This window comes from Conyzicola sp., assembly GCF_057073975.1.
On the sequence record NZ_JBXMIS010000049.1, the window covers coordinates 1 to 25115 of the forward strand.

At 68.3% G+C, this 25115-nt stretch carries 25 protein-coding genes; 11 read left to right on the forward strand and 14 right to left on the reverse strand.

Annotation, left to right across the window (positions count from 1 at the left end):
* The 4 genes from AC14A7_RS04505 to AC14A7_RS04520 form a co-directional block, all read right to left on the reverse strand.
* Positions 1-725, reverse strand: a 725-nt coding sequence (locus AC14A7_RS04505; RefSeq protein WP_484006693.1) for a DUF6716 putative glycosyltransferase, incomplete at its 3' end; no start/stop codon positions are given.
* Entirely contained in the window at positions 722-1591 is an 870-nt protein-coding gene (locus AC14A7_RS04510; RefSeq protein ID WP_484006694.1) for an N-acetylneuraminate synthase family protein, read from the reverse strand. The genes AC14A7_RS04505 and AC14A7_RS04510, both read right to left, overlap by 4 nt.
* Positions 1504-2742 carry a cytidylyltransferase domain-containing protein gene (locus AC14A7_RS04515; protein ID WP_484006695.1) on the reverse strand — a complete coding sequence of 413 codons (1239 nt, stop codon included), beginning with the start codon at positions 2740-2742 and terminating at the stop codon, positions 1504-1506. The genes AC14A7_RS04510 and AC14A7_RS04515 overlap by 88 nt, the downstream gene beginning before the upstream one ends.
* Positions 2739-3581 carry a hypothetical protein gene (locus AC14A7_RS04520; RefSeq protein WP_484006696.1) on the reverse strand — a complete coding sequence of 281 codons (843 nt, stop codon included), beginning with the start codon at positions 3579-3581 and terminating at the stop codon, positions 2739-2741. The genes AC14A7_RS04515 and AC14A7_RS04520 overlap by 4 nt, the downstream gene beginning before the upstream one ends.
* Positions 3582-3744: 163 nt before the next feature.
* Between AC14A7_RS04520 and AC14A7_RS04525 the strand changes: the two genes are divergently transcribed.
* Together AC14A7_RS04525 and AC14A7_RS04530 are read left to right on the forward strand one after the other, a co-directional pair.
* Positions 3745-5334 carry an acyl-CoA carboxylase subunit beta gene (locus AC14A7_RS04525; RefSeq protein WP_484006722.1) on the forward strand — a complete coding sequence of 530 codons (1590 nt, stop codon included), beginning with the start codon at positions 3745-3747 and terminating at the stop codon, positions 5332-5334.
* Positions 5334-5570 carry an acyl-CoA carboxylase subunit epsilon gene (locus AC14A7_RS04530; RefSeq protein ID WP_484006723.1) on the forward strand — a complete coding sequence of 79 codons (237 nt, stop codon included), beginning with the start codon at positions 5334-5336 and terminating at the stop codon, positions 5568-5570. The genes AC14A7_RS04525 and AC14A7_RS04530 overlap by 1 nt, the downstream gene beginning before the upstream one ends.
* Positions 5571-6018: 448 nt before the next feature.
* Here the strand turns inward: AC14A7_RS04530 and AC14A7_RS04535 are convergent, their stop codons facing one another.
* The 4 genes from AC14A7_RS04535 to AC14A7_RS04550 all read right to left on the reverse strand — a co-directional run bounded on the left by AC14A7_RS04535 (position 6019) and on the right by AC14A7_RS04550 (position 10271).
* Complete coding sequence (locus tag AC14A7_RS04535) at positions 6019-7068, reverse strand: hypothetical protein (protein ID WP_484006697.1); 1050 nt, start codon at positions 7066-7068, stop codon at positions 6019-6021.
* Entirely contained in the window at positions 7047-8261 is a 1215-nt protein-coding gene (locus tag AC14A7_RS04540) for a sensor histidine kinase (RefSeq protein WP_484006698.1), read from the reverse strand. Before AC14A7_RS04540 ends, AC14A7_RS04535 begins: the two co-directional genes overlap by 22 nt.
* Positions 8251-8946 carry a response regulator transcription factor gene (locus tag AC14A7_RS04545; RefSeq protein ID WP_484006699.1) on the reverse strand — a complete coding sequence of 232 codons (696 nt, stop codon included), beginning with the start codon at positions 8944-8946 and terminating at the stop codon, positions 8251-8253. Before AC14A7_RS04545 ends, AC14A7_RS04540 begins: the two co-directional genes overlap by 11 nt.
* A gap of 110 nt (positions 8947-9056) precedes the next feature.
* Positions 9057-10271, reverse strand: a complete 1215-nt coding sequence (locus AC14A7_RS04550) for a class I SAM-dependent RNA methyltransferase (RefSeq protein ID WP_484006700.1) — start codon at positions 10269-10271, stop codon at positions 9057-9059.
* Between the two features lie 20 nt (positions 10272-10291).
* On the opposite strand from AC14A7_RS04550, the gene AC14A7_RS04555 reads away from it, so the two are divergent.
* Both AC14A7_RS04555 and AC14A7_RS04560 read left to right on the forward strand, forming a co-directional pair.
* Positions 10292-10906, forward strand: coding sequence for a Maf family protein (locus AC14A7_RS04555; RefSeq protein ID WP_484006701.1), 615 nt, complete (start codon positions 10292-10294; stop codon positions 10904-10906).
* 80 nt (positions 10907-10986) lie between these two features.
* A complete protein-coding gene (locus tag AC14A7_RS04560; RefSeq protein WP_484006702.1) occupies positions 10987-12741 on the forward strand; it encodes an acetyl/propionyl/methylcrotonyl-CoA carboxylase subunit alpha in 1755 nt (584 codons plus the stop codon).
* Here AC14A7_RS04560 and AC14A7_RS04565 read toward each other — a convergent pair.
* Together AC14A7_RS04565 and AC14A7_RS04570 are read right to left on the reverse strand one after the other, a co-directional pair.
* Entirely contained in the window at positions 12738-13388 is a 651-nt protein-coding gene (locus AC14A7_RS04565) for a hypothetical protein (protein ID WP_484006703.1), read from the reverse strand. The two genes, AC14A7_RS04560 and AC14A7_RS04565, sit on opposite strands and share 4 nt — an antisense overlap.
* Before the next feature lie 458 nt (positions 13389-13846).
* A complete protein-coding gene (locus AC14A7_RS04570) occupies positions 13847-15283 on the reverse strand; it encodes an NAD(P)H-quinone dehydrogenase (protein WP_484006704.1) in 1437 nt (478 codons plus the stop codon).
* Between the two features lie 78 nt (positions 15284-15361).
* On the opposite strand from AC14A7_RS04570, the gene AC14A7_RS04575 reads away from it, so the two are divergent.
* The 3 genes from AC14A7_RS04575 to AC14A7_RS04585 are packed head-to-tail and all read left to right on the forward strand — an operon-like array spanning position 15362 to position 18451.
* Positions 15362-16183 carry a purine-nucleoside phosphorylase gene (locus AC14A7_RS04575; RefSeq protein ID WP_484006705.1) on the forward strand — a complete coding sequence of 274 codons (822 nt, stop codon included), beginning with the start codon at positions 15362-15364 and terminating at the stop codon, positions 16181-16183.
* Positions 16180-17829 carry a phospho-sugar mutase gene (locus tag AC14A7_RS04580; protein WP_484006706.1) on the forward strand — a complete coding sequence of 550 codons (1650 nt, stop codon included), beginning with the start codon at positions 16180-16182 and terminating at the stop codon, positions 17827-17829. The genes AC14A7_RS04575 and AC14A7_RS04580 overlap by 4 nt, the downstream gene beginning before the upstream one ends.
* A gap of 1 nt (position 17830) precedes the next feature.
* Entirely contained in the window at positions 17831-18451 is a 621-nt protein-coding gene (locus tag AC14A7_RS04585; protein ID WP_484006707.1) for a hypothetical protein, read from the forward strand.
* 3 nt (positions 18452-18454) lie between these two features.
* Here AC14A7_RS04585 and AC14A7_RS04590 read toward each other — a convergent pair whose 3' ends face one another.
* The 4 genes from AC14A7_RS04590 to AC14A7_RS04605 are packed head-to-tail and all read right to left on the reverse strand — an operon-like array spanning position 18455 to position 21435.
* Positions 18455-18730, reverse strand: coding sequence for a PTS sugar transporter subunit IIB (locus tag AC14A7_RS04590; RefSeq protein ID WP_484006708.1), 276 nt, complete (start codon positions 18728-18730; stop codon positions 18455-18457).
* Positions 18727-19173, reverse strand: a complete 447-nt coding sequence (locus AC14A7_RS04595) for a PTS sugar transporter subunit IIA (RefSeq protein ID WP_484006709.1) — start codon at positions 19171-19173, stop codon at positions 18727-18729. The genes AC14A7_RS04590 and AC14A7_RS04595 overlap by 4 nt, the downstream gene beginning before the upstream one ends.
* Positions 19173-20288, reverse strand: coding sequence for an adenosine deaminase (locus AC14A7_RS04600; RefSeq protein ID WP_484006710.1), 1116 nt, complete (start codon positions 20286-20288; stop codon positions 19173-19175). Before AC14A7_RS04600 ends, AC14A7_RS04595 begins: the two co-directional genes overlap by 1 nt.
* A 25-nt stretch (positions 20289-20313) precedes the next feature.
* A complete protein-coding gene (locus AC14A7_RS04605) occupies positions 20314-21435 on the reverse strand; it encodes a mannose-1-phosphate guanylyltransferase (protein WP_484006711.1) in 1122 nt (373 codons plus the stop codon).
* A 199-nt stretch (positions 21436-21634) separates the two neighbouring features.
* Between AC14A7_RS04605 and sdhC the strand changes: the two genes are divergently transcribed.
* Genes sdhC through AC14A7_RS04625 form a run of 4 tightly spaced genes read left to right on the forward strand, consistent with a single transcriptional unit; the run spans position 21635 to position 25085 of the window.
* Positions 21635-22048, forward strand: a complete 414-nt coding sequence (gene sdhC / locus AC14A7_RS04610; protein WP_484006724.1) for a succinate dehydrogenase, cytochrome b556 subunit — start codon at positions 21635-21637, stop codon at positions 22046-22048.
* A gap of 3 nt (positions 22049-22051) precedes the next feature.
* Positions 22052-22495, forward strand: a complete 444-nt coding sequence (locus AC14A7_RS04615; protein ID WP_484006712.1) for a succinate dehydrogenase hydrophobic membrane anchor subunit — start codon at positions 22052-22054, stop codon at positions 22493-22495.
* Positions 22496-22497: 2 nt separating this feature from the next.
* Complete coding sequence (sdhA, locus tag AC14A7_RS04620; RefSeq protein ID WP_484006713.1) at positions 22498-24321, forward strand: succinate dehydrogenase flavoprotein subunit; 1824 nt, start codon at positions 22498-22500, stop codon at positions 24319-24321.
* On the forward strand, positions 24321-25085 hold the full coding sequence (locus tag AC14A7_RS04625) for a succinate dehydrogenase iron-sulfur subunit (RefSeq protein ID WP_484006714.1): 765 nt from the start codon (positions 24321-24323) through the stop codon (positions 25083-25085). Before sdhA ends, AC14A7_RS04625 begins: the two co-directional genes overlap by 1 nt.
* Positions 25086-25115 lie beyond the last annotated feature (30 nt).

The window sequence follows — 25115 nt, forward strand, 5'->3', positions numbered from 1 at the left end:
AGATTGGCCGGCGGGTCGACGAGGTCGTCCTCCATGAGTTGCTCGTAACCGAATCGCTCCATGTGCGTCTGCTGCTCCCCCGCAGCCGCACGCACCTTCACGACGACCCGGCGATCCGGATGCCGCCTCGCGAACTCGGCGAGCCACTCGAGCACGCGAACGCGCTGGTCGCGGCGAGGAGGCACGATCGCCTGTGCGGCGAAGATGACATCCGTTCCCGCTCCCCGTCGGCCCTCGAGCAGGAACGGGAGGGTCGCGAGCGCGAAGTCCTGGTCGATGCCGTTGCGACGTGCGATAGCCCGGAATCGGCGAGACTCCGTCACGCTGTGCAGCACGAGGATGTCGGCCTGGGAGCGGTAGACGAGGGCGCGTCGTCGCTCTGGAAGCGCGATGCCCGGCAGACCGGAGACGACCACGGGGCGCCAGTCGGCATCCGTGAGCACGGCGTTGACAGCGAGGTCGACGACCGGTCCGATCGTGGCTGCGATGAGCAGGTCTGGCTTCTCGCGGCGGATGAGCGCGATCGCCGCGTCGAAATCGAGCACCCGAACCGAGGTGGCGTCGATGGCAGAACCGCTCAGCGCCGTGGCGAGCTGGGCAGCGCTCGGCAGCTTCGGCGTGCGAACGATCACGAGATCGGTGGTGGAGCCCGCGGGAAGACGCGACAGCATCGCGGCCCCCCACTTCGCGTAGGAGTCCGAGTCGGCGAGGGCGATTGCCCTCATGCGCCAACCCGGCGCAGCTTCGCCAGCGGCGCGAGCTCCCCGGGGAAGATGCGCTTGACCCCGTCGCCCATGGCCTCCTCGATCACCCGGATGTCGCGCACGAGGTGCGAGAGGCCGGTCGGCTCGAGGGAGGCCGCGTGGTCGGAGCCCCACATGGCCCGGTCGAGCGTGATGTGCCGCTCCACCGCGACGGCACCGAGCGCGACGGCAGCGAGTGAGATCTGCAGGCCGGTCTCGTGGCCGGAATAGCCCACCGGAACACCCGGGTACCGCGCCGCCAGGGCGGGGATCATGAGAAGGTTCGCCTCCTCGGCCGGCAGCGGGTAGGTCGACGTCGCGTGCAGCAGCACGAGTCGCTCGGTGCCGAGCGTGTCGACCGCGCGGTCGATCTGCTCGAGCGTCGACATTCCGGTGGAGAGGATGACGGTCTTGCCGGTCGCGGCCATCGCCCGGAGAAGGCCGAGGTCGGTCACGCTCGCCGAGGCGACCTTGTACGCCACGACGTTGATGTCCTCGAGGAAGTCGACCGACGGCTCGTCCCACGGCGAGGCAAACCACGACAGGCCGCGCATCGTCGCGTGGTCGCCGATCTCGATGTACTGCTCCCGGTCGAACTCGACGCGGTAGCGGTACTCGAGGTAGGTCATGGTTCCCCACGGCGTGTCACGGGGAACGCTCTTCATGTGCTCCGGCGTCGAGATCTCCGGTGTGCGCTTCTGGAACTTGACCGCCTGCGCGCCGGCATCGGCAGCGACGTCGATGAGCTGCTTGGCGAGTGCTACATCACCGTTGTGGTTGAGACCGATCTCTGCGATGACGTAGGCCGGGTGGCCGGTTCCGATAGGTGTTCCTGCGATGTCAACCATGCCGCTGCCTCCTTGGTTCGTGCACGGAGCACACGCTCCGCGAGTTCTCGCACTGCCCCCGCGCCACCGTCGTGGCCGAGCACCACCCTGGCCGCAGAGAGCACGCTCTCGTGGGCACCGGGCACCGCGATCGGCCAGCCGACGAGGGCGAGGCAGGAGAGGTCGTTGATGTCGTTTCCGACGTAGGCGATGCGCTCGAGGGGCACGCGCTGCTCTGCCGCCCACGCGATGAGCGCCGCCGCCTTGTCGTCGACGCCGTGGCGAACGTCGACGCGCAGCTTGGCCGCACGCGCCGCGACGACAGGATGCTGCTCCGTCGACAGGATCAGCACTGGAACGCCCGCCTCGCGCAGCAGTCGCACGCCGAGCCCGTCGGAGCGGCTCACCGTCACGCGCTCGTCGCCGTCGGCGGAGATGCTCGCGGTGTCGGCGGTGTGCACCCCGTCGAAGTCGGTGACGACGGCGTCGACATCGATCTCCTCTGCACGGTCGACGAGCGGGGCGATGGCCTGCGCGAGCGCGAGCTGCTCGACGGAGTCGATCTCGACAGAGCCGGACTCCGGCGTGATCTCGAAGCCGATGCGCCCGAAGAAGCGGTGACCGGCGTGCTTGAAGCCCGCGGCATCCATCACGTAGAAGGCACCGGTCTCGAGGTAGTGCGGATCGCGGTCCTGGCGGCGGGGCCGGGAGTGGTGGTCGTGGTTGACGCCGACCGCGCCGCTCGGCGCGTCCTCCCAGAGGAAGCCGTAGGTCTCGATGGCAGAGAACACCACGTCTGCCCGCCCTGCCCGCACGCGGTCGATGGCGCGGTCGAGGGCCGCCGCGTCGATGAACGGCGACGTCGCCTGCAGGAACACGATGACGTCGGCGTCGTCGGCAAGGGCGTCGATGGCGTGCAGAAGGGCGGACTCCGACGACGAGGAGTCTGCCGCGAGCGCCGCTGGGCGGTCGACAACCCGCGCCCCGGCGACCCGCGCGAGTCCCGCGATCTCGCGGTCGTCGGTCGTGACGATCACCCGGTCGATGAGCTGGCTTGCCGCGGCGGTCGCGACAGCGCGCTGGACGAGGGGAACGCCACCGACGGGCAGCACGTTCTTGCGCGGCACCTGCTTCGAACCGCCGCGCGCGGGGATGATCGCGACGACACTCATGCGGCCACCGCCATCGCCGGCTCGACCGTGATGCGCGATCCGGTCTCGGCGAGCAGGATGCGAAGCGTGTCGGCCGCGCTCGACGCAAGAGTCGAGACCTCGAGCCCGCGGCTGCCGAGCAGCGACAGCTCGACGGGAAGCCCCGTCTCGACAACCTCGAACCCGAGCTGCCGCGCGGCGGCCACCGTGCTGCGGCTCTCCCGTCGGTGCGGGAGGTAGACCGCTCCGGCGGTCTGTGCCGACAGCCAGGACAGGTACTCACCCTCGGCGAGCAGCTCGTCGACGACGGACGCGGAGCCGAGCACCACGGCTCCGCTCACCGCCGGCGATGCCTCTCGTGACCGCAGCCAGCTGAACCGGTTCGGCGCGTGGGCGGGGTGGTCGAGCTCGTAGTAGCTGAACAGCTCGAGGTCACCGGCTGCATCGAGCGTGCGCAGCCGGTTCGTTGCGAGTGCCGAGATCGCGCCAGCCGCGCCGTCGCGGCTGAGCCCGCGCTGCGACCGGAGCGCGGACGGCAGGCGCAGCGAGGCGGAGCCGTCGTCGACGATCGTGACGCGCTGCGGCATCCGCATGGCGATGCTCGCGTGCACGACCCCGCTGAACGCGTCCCCGACCACCAGGTGGGCGGCGCCCGTCGGCGGCAGGGTGCGGGCGGCGGCGATCTCGACACCAGCTGGCAGGCCGAGCTCGCGCAGCCGGTTCGACGTCGTCGTGAGCTGACCGGCACCGGCGCGCGGCACGATGCGCAGCGGGATGCCGCTGAGCGCTGCGTACTCCACCGCGCAGACCAGCTGCAGCGGCGATTCAACCCAGGCGCCCGCCCTGCTCGATGTCGTCACCTGCCCGACGGTACGCAGCGGGAGTAGCCGTAACGGAGGCGCTCTGGTGAACCGCGCTTGTCGTTTGGGTAACCACTCTGCGTCGAAAGCTGTGGGGTTCCCACAGCCGAACGCCTGCGACACCGCCCGATAGAGTGAACGCGTGACCGCAGACAACGCTGGAATCGATGCCGCTCCCGACCTCTTCACCACCGCAGGCCGCATAGCCGACCTCAAGGTGCGCTACCACGAGGCGGTGACCGCGAGCGGCGAGGCTGCCATCGAGAAGCAGCACTCGAAGGGCAAGAAGACCGCCCGCGAACGCATAGAGCAGCTGCTCGACCACGGCTCGTTCGTCGAGCTCGACGAGTTCGTGCGGCACCGCACCCACGCGTTCGGCGGGGAGAAGAAGCGGCCGTATGGCGACGCGGTTGTCACGGGTCTCGGCACGATCCACGGTCGCCAGGTGGCGGTCTACAGCCAGGACTTCACGATCTTCGGCGGGTCACTCGGCGAGGTGGCCGGGGAGAAGATCATCAAGGTCATGGATCATGCCATCAAGACCGGTGTGCCCATCATCGGCATGCTCGACTCCGGTGGAGCGCGCATCCAGGAGGGCGTCGTCGCCCTCGGCAAGTACGGCGAGATCTTCCGCCGCAACACGCAGGCCTCCGGTGTCATCCCGCAGATCTCGATCATCATGGGCCCGGCTGCCGGCGGCGCGGTCTACTCCCCCGCCCTCACCGACTTCGTGATCATGGTCGACAAGACCTCGCAGATGTTCGTGACGGGTCCGGATGTCATCAAGACGGTGACCGGCGAGGACGTCGGTATGGAGGAGCTCGGCGGCGCCCTCACCCACAACTCCGTCTCCGGTGTCGCCCACTACCTCGCGAGCGACGAGGATGACGCCCTCGACTACGCGCGCACCCTGGTCGGCTACCTCCCCGACAACAACCTCGCTGAGCTGCCGGTCTACGAGTCGGAGGTCGAGCTCGAGATCACCGATGAGGATCGCCGCCTCAACACGATCATCCCCGACAGCCCCAACCAGCCGTACGACGTGAAGACCGTCATCGAGCACATCGTCGACAACGCCGACTTCACCGAGGTGCAGCCGCTGTTCGCGCCCAACATCGTCATCGGCTTCGGCCGCGTCGAGGGCTCGACCGTCGGCATCATCGCCAACCAGCCCCAGGCGATGGCCGGCACGCTCAATATCGAGGCCGGAGAGAAGGCGGCACGGTTCGTGCGCTTCTGCGACGCATTCAACATCCCGATCCTCACCCTCGTCGACGTGCCCGGCTACCTGCCCGGCACCGACCAGGAGTGGACGGGCGTGATCCGCCGCGGGGCCAAGCTGCTCTACGCATATGCAGAGGCGACGGTGCCCCTCGTCACGGTCATCACGCGCAAGGCCTACGGCGGTGCATACATCGTCATGGGGTCCAAGCAGCTCGGCGCCGACCTCAACTACGCCTGGCCGACCGCGGAGATCGCGGTCATGGGCGGCCAGGGTGCCGTCAACATCCTGTACCGCAACGAGATCAAGGCGGCAGAGGAAGCGGGTGAGGATGTCGCTGCCGTGCGCACCAAGCTCGCCAACGAGTACACCTACAACGTCGCCAGCCCGTTCCTTGCGGCAGAGCGCGGCGAGCTCGACGGCATCATCGAGCCAGCCGCGACGCGTGTCGTCGTGATCAAGGCACTGCGCGCCCTCAAGACCAAGCGCGCCATCCAGCCGCCCAAGAAGCACGGGAACATCCCGCTGTGATGTCAGAAGACACGTCGACCCCTGAGTCCAGCGCTGACATCCGCGTCGTCCGCGGCCAGCCGACGCCGCAGGAGCTCGCCGCCATCACGGCGGTCATCCACGGCGTCGTCGACGAGCTCGCGGCCGATGAGGCGACGCGGGCGCTGCATGTCACGACGGCCTGGCAGCGCACCCAGCGACGCCTCCGCGCGCCTCTCGCCCCCGGGCCGGGAGCCTGGCGCAGCTTCTCCGGCTGACACCACGCGCGATTCCGTGCGTATTTAGTTGCGGCGCAACGCTTTTCGTTGCGAATCAGTCGAATCGCTTCGATTCCCGCGGTCCTCGCCAACGCCGAGAAACGGTCATGTACCCCGATTTGTCCTCCATGGATTTTCAGCAGAACCTGATTTTCCGCGGGTTTTGAGGGCTTTTTGGGGGACCAAGCGGCAAAAAGTGTCCCCCTTTTGTCCCCCTAAATGACGACTGTACCCCATTGTCTCCCACGGCATTATTGAACGTGCTAGGTGTCTCTCTTTGAGTTACACCACCAACCAGCTGGCCGACTAGGGTAAGCGCGCCAGTGGTTTGGGGGCGAGTCAGGGCGATATTCGGGTTATCGCCCTGACTCGATTCTTAGCGAAGGACCGGCCTCCAGTGCCGGTCCTTCTGCTTTAACTCCCGTGCTGATTCGACGCCCGCGCTGACTCAGGGACGCGGAATCTCGAGCCACAGCTCGATCTCGTCATCGGAGGCGTCATCCTCGTCGATCGACTCGTGATCGCCACCGGCCGCAACCGTCCGCAGCCCGACGACCGTCACTGCCACGGGTCCGTCGACGACGGTGCGCACGATGATGCGGTCGCCGCGGCACGAGTGCACGGCGTCCGCCACCCGGTCGAGCACACGATCCAGCCGGGACTGGGTGAGCTCGTCGAGCCCGCCCTCGTCGAGCAGCGTGACGACGGTGCCGCGGCGACGTGCCTCCATGACGGCAGCGCGCACGGCATCGTTGAGCAGCACCCGTCCGCGGATCTCATCGCGGATGGCGCTCTCGAGCAGCAGGCACTCGCGCCGTTGCGCTGGCGTCAGATCGCCGCCGCTCTCCTCGATCACCCGCAGCATGGCGAGCGCCATCGAGCTCGTCTGGCCGAGGCGGAACTGCCGCTCGTGAACGTGCGCCTCCTGCAGCGCCTGCCAGTCGGCCGCCTCCCGCTCCGCAACGGAGAACCGCCGGGAGTCACGGGAGGCCTTCGCCATTCCGCGGCCGATCATCTGGGCGATCGCAACCCAGGCCACACTGCCGACCACTCCGAGGGAGACCACGGCTGGCCATCCGGCCCAAGCGACGGTGTGAACGACGAGGAAGGCGCTGCCGGCCCAGGCGAAACCGTAGCGGCTCCGGGTGGCCGTGATGGTGAGCAGCGTACCGACCGCCCCGACATGCCACGTGGCGAAGCCGTTGCCGCCCGCGCGATCGGGGTCGAGCTGGGAGGCCACGAGAAGGCACACTACGACCACTGCGCCGCAGTTCATCGCGGCGAGCCAGAGCGGCATCCTGCGGGGGCCGATCGGGGCAAGGCTGAGCGCCGTGGCAACCGCGTAGACACCCATGGCAGCGACCACCGGGGCCGCATGCTCGACGACGTTGATCGAGTACACACCGAGAACCACATGGAACAGCGAGAACACAGCGGCGACCGCGGCGAGCAGTCGACTCGACGTGGCGAAGCCCGTCATCGCGCCTCCGCCGGCCATCGGATGGAGACCACGGTGCCCTCTCCCGGAGCCGAGTCGATCTCGGCCCTGCCTCCCGCGTGCGCAACCCGCTCGAGGATGGACACGCGAACGCCGATGCGCTCACTCGGCACCTCCCACGCGGCAAAGCCCGCGCCCGTGTCGCCGACCTCGACCTCGACGCCGAGCGGCTGGAGCCCACGGACGGTGACCCACCGCTTGACGGCCGGCGACTCCCCCGCGTGCTGCACGCTGTTGACCATCGCCTGAACCGCGGCGGAGTAGACGGCTTCTCCGGCTGCCGCGGGAATGGAGCGGGAGCCGACTCCACGAGAGCGCACCTCGAAATGCGCTCCGGAGGCGGCAGCCGCATCGGCAACCCGCGAGGCAACGCCGGCGATCGGGGTGCCGGCTGCGTCGTGGGGTCCGCCGAGGGCCGCCTGGCGGAGATGCCCGATGGCCTTTCCCGCCATCGATGCCGCCAGCGCCCGTGCCTCCGGTGTCTCTGCTCGCGCAGCGGAGAGCAGCGTCGTCAGCACGCTGTCGTGCACGATCGCGTCGACCTGCACCCGCTCCACCTCTGTCGCGTGCTGACGAACCGCCAGCGCGTACGCGTCGAGCGCTGTCTGCTGAGCGGAGTCGACCCCCGACGCCGTCTGACGCAGCATGGTGATGATGATGACGATCGCGCCGCCGAGCAGGATCGCATACCCAGAGTCGAGGACGGCCTCGCGCGCCACGACGGCACCGCTGGCCACCCGCACCACCGACAGCACCACCGGCACAGCCACGAGGTAGACGGCGGCAACGGCTGTCGGAAAGGCAATGGCCGCCATCGCGGTCGCTACCGTCAGGAGGTTGAACAGCCAGTAGGTGGAGTGGGTTCCCCCGTCGACCTGCGCAATCGCGATGGGCAAGGCGAGGACTCCCACGACGAACTGCACGGCAACGAAGCCGTTAGCCAGACGCACACCGCGCTGCGCCAGCGACGCGACGAGGGCAACGATGAGTCCTGCGTAGAACAGGGGAACGAACAGCACCGCCCAGAGCACCTGCACCTCGTCGATCTGTGCGATCATCAGCGGCACGGTCTGCGCACCGAAGAGCACGCCGAAGCCGGCGACGGCCCGGGAGACGAGCGTGTCAACCTGCTTGCGGCTTATCGGTGCGCGCGGAAGGGCTGGAGAGCGGGGTGGTGCCGCGTCACCGGCCATCGATCGCGTCCGGGTCGAGGCCGGGAAGAATTCCGTCCTCGACTGCGCGGCGGAGCAGATCTACCTTTGTCGGCGCGGGGCGCCCCACCTCGATGTACTTCGCGCGGATGCGATCCAGGTACTCACGGGCGGTCGAGTAGCCGATTCCGAGCTGCTGAGCCGCCAGCTTGAGCGGGAGCCCAGACGCATACAGGTGCAGGATCTCGCGCTCACGGCGACCGAGCTGCGCCTTGGAGAAGTCGCGGTCGGCGTCGATCGCTGTCGCCCACTCCAGGTTGTTGAGAACCTCGCCGCGAGCGACGGTCGCTGCCGCCTGGATGACTGTTCTCGTCGCAGAGGACTTGGGGATGACCCCGGCGGCCCCGGCGGCGAGCGCCTCGCGCACGCTGGCCACACGATCCGCGATGCTGTGCACGAGCACGGCAGACCCGGTGGCCTGCACGCGCTTCACGTTCTCTGTGACGGAGGAGCCGTCTCCGAGCGAGAGGTCGAGAACAACGACGTCGCACTCCCGACCGTCGAGGTTGTCGACGAACTCCTGCACGGTGGCCGCGGCCAGCACGAACTCGTAGCCCTCGTCGATGAACGCCGACTTGAGGCCGAGGCGCACGGATTCGTGGTCGTCGACGACGGCGACGCGGACGGGCCCCAACTGGCGAGTACCGTCAGAGAGCGCGTCTGCCATGTTCTCCTTCGTCCTTCACGAGTCGGCCACGTCTCGGACCTGCACCAATGGTAGCGGGGAGGCGCTCGCGCGGGGCGCCTTGGTTACGCGAATCACCGTCGCGTCAGAGGTCATTCGCGCACGAATGTGCCGATCGCCTCCACATGGTGGGTGTTGGGGAACAGATCGAGGGCCCGAAGCCCCTGAAGTCGGTACCCTCCGTCGGCAAGCAGCCGGGCATCCCGGGCGAAGGCCACGGGGTCGCACGCGACGTAGACGAGCTGGGCGGGAGCGAGGGCCAGCAGAGACGACACGACCCCGCCGCCCGCGCCGGAACGCGGCGGGTCGAGCACGACCGTCGCGGCGCCGGCGCGCGGCCCCGCCGTCTTCACGTGCTCCTGCAGCCACCGCTCCACTCGGCCGGTGACGGCCGCTGCGCCGGTCCACTCGGCGAGGTTGTGCCCGGCGAACTCCGTCGCGGTCTCGTCGCTCTCGACGCTTGTGATTCTGGTGGTGGTGCCGAAGCGGTCTGCGACGGCTGCGGCGAGGAGTCCGACGCCGCCATAGAGGTCGAGGTTAGCGGCGCGGGGGTCGAACAGGTCGGCGACTACGGCATCCTGCACCGCACTCGTCAGCGCGGCAGCGGCATGACGGTGCACCTGCCAGAAACCGGTGTCGGCGAGACGGAACTCGCGATCGCCGACGACCTCTGTAATGGTGCTCGGCTTCTGATTGCCGTAGAACAGGCGTGCCCCGCCAACAGACGGGGACAGGATGTCAACGGTCGTTCCCGGCTCGAACGTCTCGTCGAGCGGCGCGATCGCCTCAATCTCGGCGGTGGCCAGCGGCAGCGAGGCAACCCGCACCACGTGGTGGCTGCGCGCCGCGTACGGCCCCGGCCGCCCCTGCTCGTCAATCTGAAGGCGAACCCGGGTTCTCCAGCCGGTTCCGGTCGGTTCGTCGTCGATTGCCTCGACGTCTCCTTCAAATTGTGCACCGGCCATGCGCTGCATCGCGTCGGCGAGCACCTGGCGCTTGAGCTCGCGCTGGTGGGCGAGGGCGATGTGGCCGAACTCCGCACCACCGGCGCGCTCGGCTGGGTCACGGTCGACCGCCGCCTCTGCCCAGATGTGCGGCTGACGGTGTGCGCTTGGCTCGAGCACCGCGACCGTCTCCGCCCGCCAGAACGACTTCTTGGAGTCGGCACTGATGCGCGCCAGCACCCGCTCCCCCGGAATCGCGTCGCTCACGAACACGACGCGGCCATCCAGTCGCGCGACGGAGATTCCCCCGTGCGCGATGTTGGTAACGTCGAGCTCGACCTCTGTACCCAGCATGTCGCCCATCCTTCGAGCATAGGAGCCGCGTGCGCCTCTACCTCGCCTCCACGTCGCCAGCCCGGCTCGCGACCCTTCGCGCGGCCGGTATCGAGCCCGTCGTCGTGCACTCCAATGTCGACGAGGATGCCGCGGTCGCCGCCGCCGGCCCGCTCACTCCGCAGGAGATGGTGCTGCTGCTCGCCCGGCTCAAGGCCGAGGCCGTGCTCGGCCCCGACATCGACGGCCTCGTGCTGGGCGGCGACTCCGCCTTCGAGCTCGACGGCGCGGTGTACGGCAAGCCGCACACCGCCGTGGTCGCCCGCGAGCGGTGGGAGCTGCAGCGCGGCCGGGAGGGGCAGCTGCACTCGGGCCACTGGCTTATCGACCACCGAGGCGGAACGCTGAACGCCGCGGCGGGCGAGATCTCGAGCGCTCACGTGCAGTTCGCCCACGTCTCCGATGAGGAGATTGACGCCTACATCGCAACGGGTGAGCCGCTGCAGGTCGCGGGGGCGTTCACGATCGACAGTCTCGGCTCTGCGTTCATCGAGGGTGTCCGTGGCGATCCGCACGCCGTCGTCGGGGTCTCTGTGGCGACCGTTCGCCGCCTTGTGCGCGGATTCGGGATGGAGTGGACGGGCCTCTGGAACCGGGCGTTGTAGGCATTGGCGCGCATCAATCCATCCTTTTTGTAGCGACCAGCCAAATTGAGGTGCTCGCGCTACCCCTAGGCTGGTGAACTATGGCTCGCATCACGAAGGTTCTGATTGCCAACCGTGGAGAGATCGCCGTGCGCGTGATCCGCGCTGCAAAAGACAGTGGCATCGCCTCTGTGGCGGTCTATGCCGACCAGGACCGCGACGCGCGGCACGTCAAGCTCGCCGACGAGGCGTACGCCCTCGACGGCACGACCTCGGCTGAGACCTACCTTGTGATCGACAAGATCCTCTCTGTCGCCCGCCGCTCCGGGGCCAACGCCGTTCACCCTGGCTACGGGTTCCTCGCAGAGAACGCCGCTTTCGCGCGTGCCGTCATCGACGCGGGACTCATCTGGATCGGCCCGTCGCCCGACGCCATCGAGAAGCTCGGTGACAAGGTCAGCGCACGGCACATCGCAGAGAAGGTCGGAGCGCCCCTGGCTCCGGGCACGCTCAACCCTGTCGGCGGCGCAGAGGAGGTGCTCGAGTTCGTCGACACCCACGGGCTGCCCGTCGCCATCAAGGCGGCCTTCGGCGGCGGCGGACGCGGCCTCAAGGTCGCCCGCACGCGCGAGGAGGTGCCGGAGCTGTTCGAGTCGGCGACCCGCGAGGCCATCGCTGCCTTCGGCCGCGGAGAGTGCTTCGTCGAGAAGTACCTCGACGAGCCGCGCCACGTCGAGACCCAGTGCCTCGCCGATGCCCACGGCAACGTCGTCGTCATCTCGACCCGCGACTGCTCGCTGCAGCGCCGCCACCAGAAGCTCGTCGAGGAGGCCCCCGCGCCATTCCTCACCGACGAGCAGAACGCCCAGCTCTACGCGTCGTCGAAGGCGATCCTCAAGGAGGTCGGCTACCTCGGTGCCGGCACCTGCGAATTCCTCGTCGCCAAGGACGGCACGATCTCCTTCCTCGAGGTCAACACGCGGCTGCAGGTAGAGCACCCGGTCTCGGAGGAGATCACCGGCATCGATCTGGTGCGCGAGCAGTTCCGCCTCGCCGAGGGCGGCGTGCTCGACTACGACGACCCCAAGCCGCAGGGCCACTCCTTCGAGTTCCGCATCAACGGGGAGGATCCTGGGCTCAACTTCATGCCAGCTCCCGGCCCCGTGCACGTGCTGCGCTTCCCCGGCGGCCCCGGCGTGCGCGTCGACTCCGGTGTGACAACGGGCGACGTCATCAGCGGCGCGTTCGACTCGCTACTGGCCAAGCTCATCGTCACCGGGGCGACCCGCGCGGATGCCCTCGAGCGCTCGCGGCGTGCACTCGACGAATTCGAGGTGGCTGGTCTGCCGACCGTGCTCCCGTTCCACCGCAAGATCGTTCGCGACCCGGCCTTCACATCCGAGCCCTTCAGCGTCTACACCCGCTGGATCGAGACCGACTTCGAGAACGACATCGAGCCATGGAGCGGATCGCTGCAGGATACGGTGGCCCCGGCCCAGCGCAACAACGTCGTCGTCGAGGTTGACGGCAAGCGCATCGCCGTCTCCCTGCCGTCACGTCTCGTGCCCTCTGCACCCGGAGGCGCCACTCGCGCTCCCGCGCCCAAGCGCCGCGGAGGCGGCTCGGTCTCCTCGAACACGGGCGACGCCGTCAAGGCGCCGATGCAGGCGACCATCGTCAAGCTTGCCGTCGCTGACGGCGACAAGGTCGTCAAGGGCGACCTCGTCGTCGTGCTCGAGGCCATGAAGATGGAGCAGCCCATCGCCGCCCACAAAGACGGCACGATCTCTGGCATCAACGCCGAGGTCGGTGCGACGGTCTCGTCGGGGCACCTGCTGCTGAGCATCACCGACTAGGCGAGCCCCGCTCGCCGCAGCTGCTGCGCCAGCAGCACGGGAGAGTTCGCGACCTTCCACCCCCAGCGGCTCATGCCGTGGTCGTTCGCGCGCAGGTCGTCTTCGCGATCCTTCTCGTCGGCGAGCGCCCGCTCGGGAGTTCGGCCTCGAAGGAACTCGGGGTCGCGGTACTTCGCGGCGCCGTCGAACTCCCCGATGAGTCGGCACGACGGCCAATAGAAGTCGACGAAGTACCTCGCCCCGCTCGCGCCGTGCAGTTCCACCTGCAACTCCGGCATCGGCAGCCCTGCCGCCCGCATGCTGACGCGACTGATCGACTCGCCCGGCCGATCAGCGCGAGCGTCGGCAAAGGCCGCGACGGCGAGAGCGCGGGCACGGCCGTGGTGAAGGGAGACCGCCTCAGCCGTCGAGAGCAGATCAGCAGATGGATGCCGACGCAAGGCAGCATCGGCCATTACCACCCCAACAGGGAAGGGCTGCGATGCGGCCACCTGCGCCACGGTGACAGCGAGAGAGCTCACCCGCAGCCCGTCGATGGTGACTGCATTCTGGTCGAATCCGGAGGCATGACGTTCAACTGTCGTGGTGGCGTCTGCGTGGGATCCACGGTGACCAGCGACGTGCACTCGGGGTGGCCAGTCGCCCACGTGCGGCATCCGCCACAAGGCTGCTGCCGTGAGGTGGGAGAACTCGAGCTAGACACCCGACACAACCGCCACGAGATGAGCGAGAGCGCAATGACGCGAGTGCGGGGTCAGCGCGACCCAGTAGGTGGAGTCGACGTAACAGCCTGCGTACACCCGTGTCACACTTCCCCGCCTCGCGCGAGCGTAGAACGTGGCGCGCTCTGCCGCAGTGGTGAGATGCCGAGCGAAGTACGTGCGCTCCAGGAGAGCATCCAGTGCCGTCGTCGTCATCGCTCGACTATCTCTGGTGAGCACCACGCGGCGGAGCACCGGGTCGACCTGTGTGCACACAGCGACCACCCGGGCTCTTGTTAGCCACCTGCGCAAACGTTCGGCCGGGTGGATGACGGATGGCCGGGCGGTTGCCTGACTCCGTGACGCTGACCACCATGGCGACTTGGAGCCGAGCCGAGCCGCGCCTAGTTGACGATGTGCATCGCCCGCGCCGCATCCGTGATGCTGCCGGTGAGCGATGGGTACACGCTGAAGGATCGCGCGAGCTGGTCGACCGTGAGGCGGTGCTCCACCGCGAGCGCGATGGTCGCGATGAGCTCTGAGGCCTTGGGGGCAACGACGACGCCGCCGATGACGGTGCCGGAGCCGGTGCGGGCGAAGAGCTTCACGAAGCCGTCCTTGATCCCCATCATCTTGGCGCGCGGGTTCGAGGCGAGATTGATCTTGTAGATCTCGCCCTGGGCGATGCCGTCCTCGATCTGCTTCTGCGACCATCCGACTGTTGCGATCTCCGGCTGCGTGAAGATGTTGGATGTCACGTTGCGCAGCTCTGTCGGGTTGACCGCGTCGCCCATCGCATGGAAGACAGCCGTGCGCCCCTGCATCGAGGCAACGGATGCCAACGGCAGGAAGTCGCTGCAGTCTCCCGCCGCGTAGATCGACGGCATCGACGTTCGCGCGACCCGGTTGACGCGGATGTGGCCGCTCTCGGTGAGCTGCACTCCGGCCTCCTCGAGGCCGAGGCCAGCGGTGTTGGGGATCGAGCCGACCGCCATGAGGCAGTGCGAGCCCTCCACCGTGCGGCCGTCGGACAGGGTCGCGATGACGCCGTCCTTCGTCGCGATCACGGATTCCGCACGGCTCTTGGAGAGCACGGTCATGCCGTTGCGGGTGAAGACGTCCTCGATGACGGCGGCGGCATCCGCGTCCTCCCCCGGGAGCACCTGGTCGCGGGAGGAGATGAGGGTGACCTTCGAGCCGAGCGCCGTGTAGGCCGATGCGAACTCAGCCCCGGTGACGCCGGAGCCGACGACGATGAGGTGCTCGGGGATCTCGTCGATCGTGTAGAGCTGGGTCCAGGTGAAGATGCGCTTGCCGTCGGGCTTGGCAGAGTCGAGCAAGCGGGGCGAGGCGCCGACGGAGACGACGATCGTGTCGGCGGCGCACTCGTCGAAGTCGGTCGCCTTCTTGCCGCGGCCGGTCGAGACGACGATGCGGTTGGGGCCGTCGAGACGGCCGTCGCCCTGGATGACGCGCACGCCGGCTTTGATGAGCTGCGACTTCATGTCCTCGGACTGCTGGCGCGCGAGGCGCAGCAGTCGCGCGTTGACGGCGGCGAGGTTGACGGTGACCTCCGGCCGCACGGGCCGACCGTTCTCGCCGCGGGTGAAGAACTGCACGCCGAGGTCTGCCGCCTCGCCGATGGCGTTGGTGGCCTCCGCGGTGGCGATGAGCGTCTTGGACGGAACGACGTCGGTGAGCACCGCAGCGCCGCCGACCCCGGTGCGCTCGACGAGGGTGACATCTGCTCCGAGCTGGGCACCGGCCAGCGCTGCCTCATACCCGCCTGGCCCGCCTCCGATGATCGCGATCCGCTGTTTGCGCTCGAATTCATAGGCCATGCGGCAATTCTCCCTCGCCGCCGGGTGCGCGGCCAAAACGCGCGGTGGCGAATCGGGGCGGCTGGCTAGAGTTGGGGGATGGAACACCCTCTCGACGACCCACGCGCCGACCCCTTCGCCATCGCCGCGCAGGCGGCGGCCCAGCTGGCAGAGAAGACGGGGGTGGACAAGCACGACATCGCCCTCACCCTCGGCAGCGGGTGGGGCAGCGCCGCCGATCTCATCGGCGAGACAACCCACACGATCGCAGCGGATGAGATCGCCGGCTTCTCGAAGCCCGCCCTCGTCGGCCACCCCGGCACTCTGCGCTCTGTGCTGCTGCCGAGCGGAAAGCGCGCCCTCGTCATCGGCGCGCGCACGCACTACTACGAGGGACACGGCGTGCGCCGTGTCGTCCACTCGGTGCGGACGGCGGCGGCGGCTGGCGCGACGACCATGATCCTCACGAACGGGGCTGGCGGCATCCGCGAGTCATGGTCGCCGGGCACCCCGGTGCTCATCAGCGACCACATCAACCTCACGGCCGACTCGCCGCTCGAGGGCGCGACGTTCATCGACCTGACCGACCTGTACTCCAACCGACTCCGCACCCTCGCCCGCGAGGTAGAGCCAACGCTCGACGACGGGGTCTACGTGCAGTTTCGCGGCCCGCACTACGAGACTCCGGCCGAGGTGCAGATGGCGAAGGCCATCGGCGGTCACATCGTCGGCATGTCGACCGCCCTCGAGGCGATCGCGGCGCGCCAGGCGGGCATGGAGATCCTCGGGCTCTCGCTCATCACGAATCTCGCCGCGGGCATCTCGAAGAGCCCGCTGAGCCACGGCGAGGTGCTGGAGGCCGGCCGCGAGGCCGAGCCCGTGATCAGCGCGCTTCTCGCGCGAATCGTGGCGAAGCTGTGAGCTACCGCGAGCAGGCAGAGGCCTGGATCGCGCAGGATCCCGACCCGGCGACGCGCGCAGAGCTCGAGGCGATCCTCGACGACGAGGCGGCACTCTCCGACCGCTTCTCCAGCCGCCTGCAGTTCGGCACTGCCGGGCTCCGCGGCGAGATCGGCGCCGGATCCAATCGCATGAACCGCGTGCTCGTCAGCCAGGCGGCGGCGGGCTTCGCCGCGTGGCTCATCGCCCGCGGAGGGCGCCAGTCGGTCGTCATCGGCTACGACGGCCGCACCAACTCCGAGGTCTTCGCCCGCGACACGGCAGAGATCATGGCTGGTGCCGGCCTCGAGACCACGCTGCTTCCGCGAGCGCTCCCGACCCCCGTGCTCGCCTTCGCGGTTCGCCACCTCGGCACGAGCGCCGGTGTCATGGTCACCGCGAGCCACAACCCGGCCGTCGATAACGGCTACAAGGTCTACCTCGGCGGACTCGACGGCGGATCCCAGATCGTATCCCCCGCCGATGCGCAGATCGAGGCGGCTATCCTCGCCGTCGCGCCGGTCAACGAGCTGCCGCGTTCCGAGGCGTACACGACCGCCGGCGACGAGGTGCTGTCTGCCTACGTGGCACAGACCGCTGCGCTTCGCACGACTACCGACCCAGCTCCGCGTTTCGTCTACACCGCGATGCACGGCGTCGGGTGGGAGACCGCGAGCGCCGTCTTCGCCGCAGCCGGCCTCGGGCGACCGGACGTCGTTGCAGAGCAGATCGAGCCGGATGCCGCGTTCCCGACGGTCGCTTTCCCCAACCCGGAGGAGGAGGGAGCGCTCGACCTCTCCCTCGCCCTCGCGCAGAAGGTCGGTGCCGACCTCGTCGTCGCCAACGATCCCGACGCCGACCGACTGGCGATCGCCATCCCCGACGCGAGCGGCGCATGGCGCCGCCTGAGCGGCAACGAGGTCGGCTCGCTGCTCGGCTGGCGGGCCGCACAGCGCCTTGAGCACGAGGACGCGACCGGCACCGGCTCGCCCAGCCGTCGCACCCTGGCCGCCTCCCTCGTCTCGAGCCCTGCCCTTGCCGAGATCGCCCGCAAGTACAACCTCGACTACGTCGAGACCCTCACCGGCTTCAAGTGGATCTCCCGCGTCGGCGGCCTCGCCTATGGCTATGAGGAGGCCCTCGGCTACCTGGTCGACCCCGACAAGGTGCGCGACAAGGACGGCATCTCTGCCGCCGTCGACTTCCTCTCGCTGACGGCGGAGCTGCGAGCCGCCGGCTCCGACCTCGCGACGCACCAGGTCGCCTTCGACGAGAAGTTCGGCGCCTACGCCTCAGGGCAGATCTCGATCCGGGTGACCGATCTCGCCACGATCGGTGCCACGATGGCCCGGCTGCGGGCGCACCCCGTCTCTGCGATCGGCGAGCACGTGGTTGCGAGCATCGACGACTTCTCCGGTGGGTTCGGGGCATTCCCGCCCTCAGACATCCTCCGCTTGTGGATCGGGTCGACGGCACGCGTCATCATTCGGCCAAGTGGTACGGAGCCGAAGCTCAAGGCCTACATCGACGCGTGGAGCCGCAGTGGCTCTGCCACGGAGCGGCGCACCGCGGCCGATGCCACGGTGGCGTCGCTCGAGTCGGCGCTGCGCGACATGCTGGGCGGCTGACGTGCAGAGCCTCCTCCTCGGTCGCCGCCTCGCGCTCATCGGCCTCGGTATCAGCATCGTCGTGATCGTCGTGACCATCTCCGGAATCGCGAAGGAGACCCCGGGGCTTGGTCAGGCCATCCTCGCGGCTGGCGGCATCACCGCCGGTCTCGCGACCATCGCGCTGGTGCTGCTCGCCTCGCCGCCCCCGCGCACCCCGCTCAGCGTGCACATCACGGCTGGCGCCCTTGTCTCCGGAGGAGTGATCGCCCTCATTCTCGGCGGCATCGCGTGGGCCTCCGGCATTGACGAGGAGGCGACACAGGTGCCACGGGTGTCGGCCGCGGATGCCCCGCTGCTCTTCGTCGGCATCGTGCTCTCTGCGGCGGCCGTCGGCCTGCTCCTCGCCCAGCTGCTGCCCGCGCGGCGACGACGGCTCTACCTCGCCGTCGCCGTCGGCCCTGCCGTGCTCTTCTTCGCGCTCGCCGTGATCCCCGCGTCGAGCGAGTACATCGGACAGCTCGCCCTCGGCGCATCGAACCTCGCCCTCGGCGCCGTGTTCATCGCACCCATCGGGGCGCTCGTCGCCTACTCGGTGACAACCGACAAGATCCGCAAGGTGCAGAAGCGCGCGGCTGCCTGACCGCTATGAGCCCAGTGCCGCCTCGAGCTTCGCGCTGAGCTCTGCAGTGTCGAAGTAGTTCTCGACCACGATGACATCGGCGAACGTCGGGCCGATCGCATCGATGAACTCGGCAGACGTGAGGATGACCTGCGCGTCAGCGGCGACCTCGGCGATCGACGAGACATCGGCGGCGACCACCTCTGCGTCGATGTCGAGCCGCTGCAGCACGCGCTCGGCGTTGACCTTGAGGATTCCGGAGCTGCCGATTCCCGCGCCGCAGATGGTGACGATCTTCACGCCCCACCGCCCATGATGCGCTGCACCGCTGCTGCCGAGGTGGCGGCGGCAAGGTCCTCGATAGCAGTGGAGTCGTTGAACACGTTGGCGAGGCCGGCCACCGCGGCGAGGTGCTCGTCGGCCGTCTTGATCGCGAGGCCGAGCACGACATGCACCGGGTCGTTGTGCGGATGCCCGAAGTCGACCGGCGCTGCGAGCGTCACGATGGCGAGACCGTCGGCCAGCACCTCCGGCCCCGGCCGCGCGTGGGCAAGGGCAAGCCCAGGGGCGATGACGACGTAGGGGCCGTGCTCCTCGATCATGCGGATCATCTCCGCCGCGTACCCTGGCCGGGCGGCACCGGATGCGACGAGCGCGTCCCCCGCCACTCGCACCGCCGCACGCCAGTCCGCCACGGTCGCGCCAAGCACGATCGCCTCGGTGGGCAGCGGTGGAAGGGGCACTATGCCTGCTCGAACCCGGCGGCGATGCGGTCGGCGAGCTCTTCGCGGTCGTCGATCGACAGGAACGCCGATGCCGCCGCGTTCTGCTGGAAGACCTCGAGGTCGGTGAGGTCGTAGCCGAAGGTGTCGACGAGCATCGACAGCTCCTGGCTGATCGTCGTGCCGGTCATGAGACGGTCGTCGGGGCTCACCGTGACCCGGAAGCCGAGCTGGTAGAGCAGGTCGAACGGGTGGTCGGCGAGCTCTGTCGTTCCGGCGGCGTTGGTGAAGAGGTTCGACACGGGGCAGATCTCGAGGGTGATCTCGCGATCCTTGACCCACTGCGCGACCGGGCCGAGGGTGACGTAGGAGTTCTCGTCGTCCTCGCTGTCGATCTCGATGTCCTCCGCGATGCGAACGCCGTGGCCGAGACGAAGGGCGCGGCCGTCGAAGATGGCGCCCTCGATGCTCGACACGCCATCCGCCTCGCCGGCGTGGATTGTGACGGGCATGTAGTTCTTGGCGAGGTAGTCGAATGCATCGGCGAACTTCGCCGCTGGAAAGCCGAGTTCTGCCCCGGCGATGTCGAAGCCAACGACGCCGTTCTCTCGGTGTCGAACGGCGAGCTCGGCGATCTCGAGCCCGCGGTCCGCGTGGCGCATGGCGGTGATGAGCTGGCCGACGCGGATCTCATGGCCGGCTGCCGCCGCCTCCTCCACGCCAGCGGCGAGACCGGAGCTCACGGCATCCACCGTCTCGTCGAGGCTGAGGCCGCCGAGGATGTGGTTCTCCGGCGCCCAGCGCACCTCGCCGTAGATGACGCCGTCGGCGGCAAGGTCGAGCACGAACTCGCGGGCAACGCGGTGCAGCTGCGCCGGCGTCTGCATGACAGCGCCGGTCACGGCGAAGGTCTTGAGAAACTCGACGAGGTCGCCGCTCGACGACTGGGCGACGAACCACTTCGCGAGCGATGCGGCGTCGGTGTGCGGAAGCTCGTAGCCGATCTCCGCTGCGAGGTCGATGACGGTCTGGGGCCGGAGCCCACCGTCGAGGTGGTCGTGCAACGACACCTTGGGCAGCGCGGAGATCGAGGCGCGACCGCCGGGCATGAGGTATTCGGCGGCTGGGCTGTTCATGCCTCAAGGCTACCGGGCCGCGTGCCTACAGAACGTCGGAGCTTCCACCGAGCTTGAGTGCGTCGACGACCGACTTGACCCGCTGGGCGTGAGCTGTCGTCGTGACGAGCAGCGCGTCCTCCGTGTCGACGACGACGATGTTCTCCACGCCGATGAGGGTGATGAGGCGCTTCGACTGGCTGATGACGACGCCGGTCGCGTCATCGGCCAGGATGCGGCGGTTGCGACCCAGAATCGCGAGGTCGGCCTTGCGCCCGCCCGCGTGCAGCTTGGCGATGGACGCGAAGTCGCCGACGTCATCCCACGAGAAGTGGCCGGGCACGACCACGAGCCGCCCCTCGGCAGCCGCGGGCTCTGCGACCGTGTAGTCGATCGCGATCTTGCGGAGGCCGGGCCAGACCTTGTCGACGACCGCGCCACGGCGCGGTGTGTCCCATGCCTCGGCGAGCTCGAGCAGGCCTGCCAGCAGCTCTGGCTGCGCCTTGCCCAGCTGCTCGAGCAGCACGTCGGCGCGGGAGATGAACATGCCGGCGTTCCAGAGGTAGTCGCCAGAGGCGAGGTAGGAGCGCGCCGTCGCCAGGTCTGGCTTCTCGACGAAGCTGTCAACGAGCAGAGCCGACGGCGCACCATGCAGGTCGAGCGCACCACCACAGTGGATGTAGCCGAACCCGGTCGCCGGGTCGTCTGGCTCGATGCCGATGGTCGCGATGTATCCCGCATCCGCTGCTGCGACGGCCTCGCGCACCGCGCGCATGAACGCCCGGTTGTCTTTGATGACATGGTCGGCCGCGAACGAGCCGATGATGACGTCGGGCTCGCGGCGGGCGAGAATCGCCGCAGCGAGGCCGATCGCCGCCGACGAGTCCTTCGGCTCGCTCTCGAGAACGACGTTGTGGTCTTCGAGGTCTGGCAGGTCGTTCTCGACGGCGGCGCGGTGGGCGCGACCGGTGACGACCATGACACGGTCACCGCCGGCGATGGGGGCGAGGCGATCCCAGGTGTCGCGCAGCAGCGAGTGCCCGGAACCCGTGAGGTCGTGGAGGAACTTGGGAGCTTCTGCCCGAGAGAGCGGCCAGAGCCGGGAGCCGATGCCTCCAGCAGGGATCACACTGTAGAACCGCTCGAGGCCGCTCGCTTTGCCGCTCATGGCATCAACCATAGGGGGTTGCCCCGGTCTGCCAGCAGGAAACTGTCTCGATATCGAGCTATTTCGAGGCCTGCGTGGAAGCGGCAGCCACACACTCGACGTAGACTGGAATCCGCTATCGACCCCACCGGTCAACGCCGCCGCGCGGCGCTAAACCCCGCAAGGAGGCCCTCTCGTGACTACTGAGACGGCGCGTTCAATTGCGGCGCAGAAGCGCACTCCGCGCATCGTGACGCCGAGACGCCCAGCTGGAACCGTGTACCGCGGTCGCGAGGGAATGTGGTCGTGGGTGCTGCACCGCATCACGGGCGTCGCGATCTACTTCTTCCTTCTGGTGCACATCCTCGACACCTCGCTCGTGCGCATCAGCCCGGAGGCCTACGACGCGGTGATCAGCACGTACAAGACGCCCATCATGGGCCTCGGCGAGATCGCCCTCGTCGCAGCGATCGGGCTGCACGCGCTCAACGGCCTCCGCATCATCCTCATCGACTTCACCGCATTCGGCGCCCGCCGCCAGAAGGCGATCTTCTGGGTCGTCATCGGCCTGTGGCTCGTGCTGCTGGCCGGCTTCATCCCCCGCCAGCTGATGCACATCTTCGGAGGCGCATAGGCCATGACTACGATCGACTCCCCCCGCACCCCGGTGCAGCAGAAGGCCCGCCGCTTCAACATCGAGAAGTGGGGCTGGATCTACATGCGATTCAGCGGCATCATCCTCGTCGTGCTGATCTTCGGGCACCTGTTCGTCAACGTCGTGGCCGGCGAGGGCGTCAAGGCGATCGACTTCGCCTTCGTCGCCGGCAAGCTCGCCCAGCCGTTCTGGGTGGTCTGGGACACCCTGCTGCTCTGGCTGGCGCTCATCCACGGTGCGAACGGCATGCGCACGATCGTCAACGACTACGCGAACACCCCGCGACTTCGAAAGCTCCTCCTTGGTGCCATCGGCATCTCGACCGCCATCCTCCTTATCTTGGGAACCCTTGTGCTCACAACGTTCGACCCCTGCATCGGCGACCCGGCCTCGACCGGCCTGCAAGAACTGTGCGCGGCACAGTGAGCATGACGACGCTCACAGTCGGGTCTGATCAGCTCGAAGACGGCCAGGTCGTCGACGGAATCCACTACCACCAGTTCGACGTCGTCATCGTCGGCGCGGGCGGGGCTGGCATGCGTGCGGCCATCGAGGCCGGACCGAAGGCCAAGACCGCGGTCATCTCCAAGCTCTATCCCACTCGCTCCCACACCGGGGCGGCACAGGGCGGCATGGCTGCGGCACTCGCCAACGTCGAAGAGGACAACTGGGAGTGGCACACCTTCGACACCGTCAAGGGCGGCGACTACCTCGTCGACCAGGATGCCGCCGAGATCCTCGCGCGGGAGGCCATCGACGCCGTGCTCGACCTCGAGAACATGGGCCTTCCCTTCAACCGCACGCCCGACGGCAAGATCGACCAGCGTCGCTTCGGCGGCCACACGGCCGACCACGGCAAGACGCCGGTGCGCCGCGCCTGCTACGCCGCCGACCGCACCGGGCACATGATCCTGCAGACTCTGTACCAGAACTGCGTCAAGCACGGCATCAACTTCTTCAACGAGTTCTACGTGCTCGACCTCGTGATGACGCCGGGCCCCGATGGTGTCGACAAGCCATCCGGTGTCGTCGCCTACGAGCTCGCAACCGGTGAGCTGCACGTCTTCCAGGCGAAGGCGATCATCTTCGCCACCGGCGGATTCGGCAAGATCTACAAGACGACATCCAACGCCCACACCCTCACCGGCGACGGCGTCGGCATCATCTGGCGCAAGGGCCTTCCCCTCGAGGACATGGAGTTCTTCCAGTTCCACCCCACCGGACTCGCCGGCCTCGGCATCCTCCTCACCGAGGGTGCCCGCGGCGAGGGCGCGATCCTGCGCAACGGCGAGGGCGAGCGCTTCATGGAGCGTTACGCCCCGACCATCAAAGACCTCGCACCGCGCGACATCGTCAGCCGCTGCATGGTGCAGGAGGTCGCAGAGGGCCGCGGAGGCGGGCCGCACAAGGACTACGTCTACCTCGACTGCACCCACCTCGGAGCCGAGGTGCTCGAGACGAAGCTGCCCGACATCACCGAGTTCGCCCGCACCTACCTCGGCGTCGACCCGGTCTACGAGCCCGTGCCGGTCATGCCTACGGCGCACTACGCGATGGGCGGAATCCCCACCAACGTCAAGGCAGAGGTGCTGAGCGACAACACCACGGTCGTGCCGGGCCTCTACGCCGCGGGCGAGTGCGCCTGCGTCTCTGTGCACGGCTCCAACCGCCTCGGCACGAACTCACTGCTCGACATCAACGTGTTCGGCAAGCGCGCCGGAAACAACGCCGTGGAGTACGCGGCGACGGTCGACTTCACACCGCTGCCCGCGGATCCGGCGAAGGCGATCCGCGACCTCGTCTCGACGCTGCGCGACTCGACCGGAACAGAGCGCATCGCTGCGATCCGCAAGGAGCTGCAGGACGAGATGGACCGCAACGCCCAGGTGTTCCGCACCGACGAGTCGCTAGAGCAGGTGACCGGCACGATCTTCCGCCTTCGCGAGCGCTACAAGAACATCGCCATCCAAGACAAGGGCAAGCGCTTCAACACCGACCTGCTCGAGGCGATCGAGCTCGGGTTCCTGCTCGACCTCGCCGAGGTCGTGGTGTTCTCTGCCCGCAACCGCAAGGAGAGCCGCGGCGGCCACATGCGCGACGACTACCCGAAGCGCGACGACGCCGAGTACATGAAGCACACGATGGCGTACCTCACCGGCGACCCGCACTCCGCCGACGCCAGCGACCACATCAAGCTCGACTGGAAGCCCGTCGTCATCACGCGCTACCAGCCAATGGAACGGAAGTACTGATGTCCACCGCCGTCGTAGAACAGTCCGGCCCTGCGCCCATCGCGGCCATCCAGTCGTTCACGGTCACCCTCATCATCCGCCGTTTCGACCCGGACGTGGATGAGGAGCCGCGCTGGCAGGACTTCGACGTCGAGATGTACCCGACCGACCGCATCCTCGACGCCCTGCACAAGATCAAGTGGGAGCAGGACGGCTCGCTCACGTTCCGCCGCTCGTGCGCGCACGGCATCTGCGGCTCCGACGCCATGCGCATCAACGGCCGCAACCGCCTCGCCTGCAAGACCCTCATCAAAGACCTCGACATCTCGAAGCCCATCTACGTCGAGGCCATCAAGGGCCTTCCCCTGGAGAAGGACCTCATCGTCGACATGGAGCCCTTCTTCGAGTCGTACCGGCAGATCAACCCGTTCCTCATGGCGACCTCCAAGCCGAAGGAGGGCAAGGAGCGGGTGCAGACGGTGGCAGAGCGCGAGCGCTTCGACGACACCACGAAGTGCATCCTGTGCGCCGCGTGCACCTCGAGTTGCCCGGTCTTCTGGACCGACGGCCAGTACTTCGGGCCAGCGGCGATCGTCAACGCGCACCGCTTCATCTTCGACTCCCGTGACGAGGGCGCCCAGGTGCGCCTCGACATCCTCAACGACAAAGAGGGCGTGTGGCGCTGCCGCACCACCTTCAACTGCTCTGAGGCCTGCCCGCGCGGCATCGAGGTGACCAAGGCCATCGCCGAGGTCAAGGCCGCCGTTCTTCGAGGCAAGCCCTAAGCCTCGCGCAGCAGCGCTGGCTATCCTCGG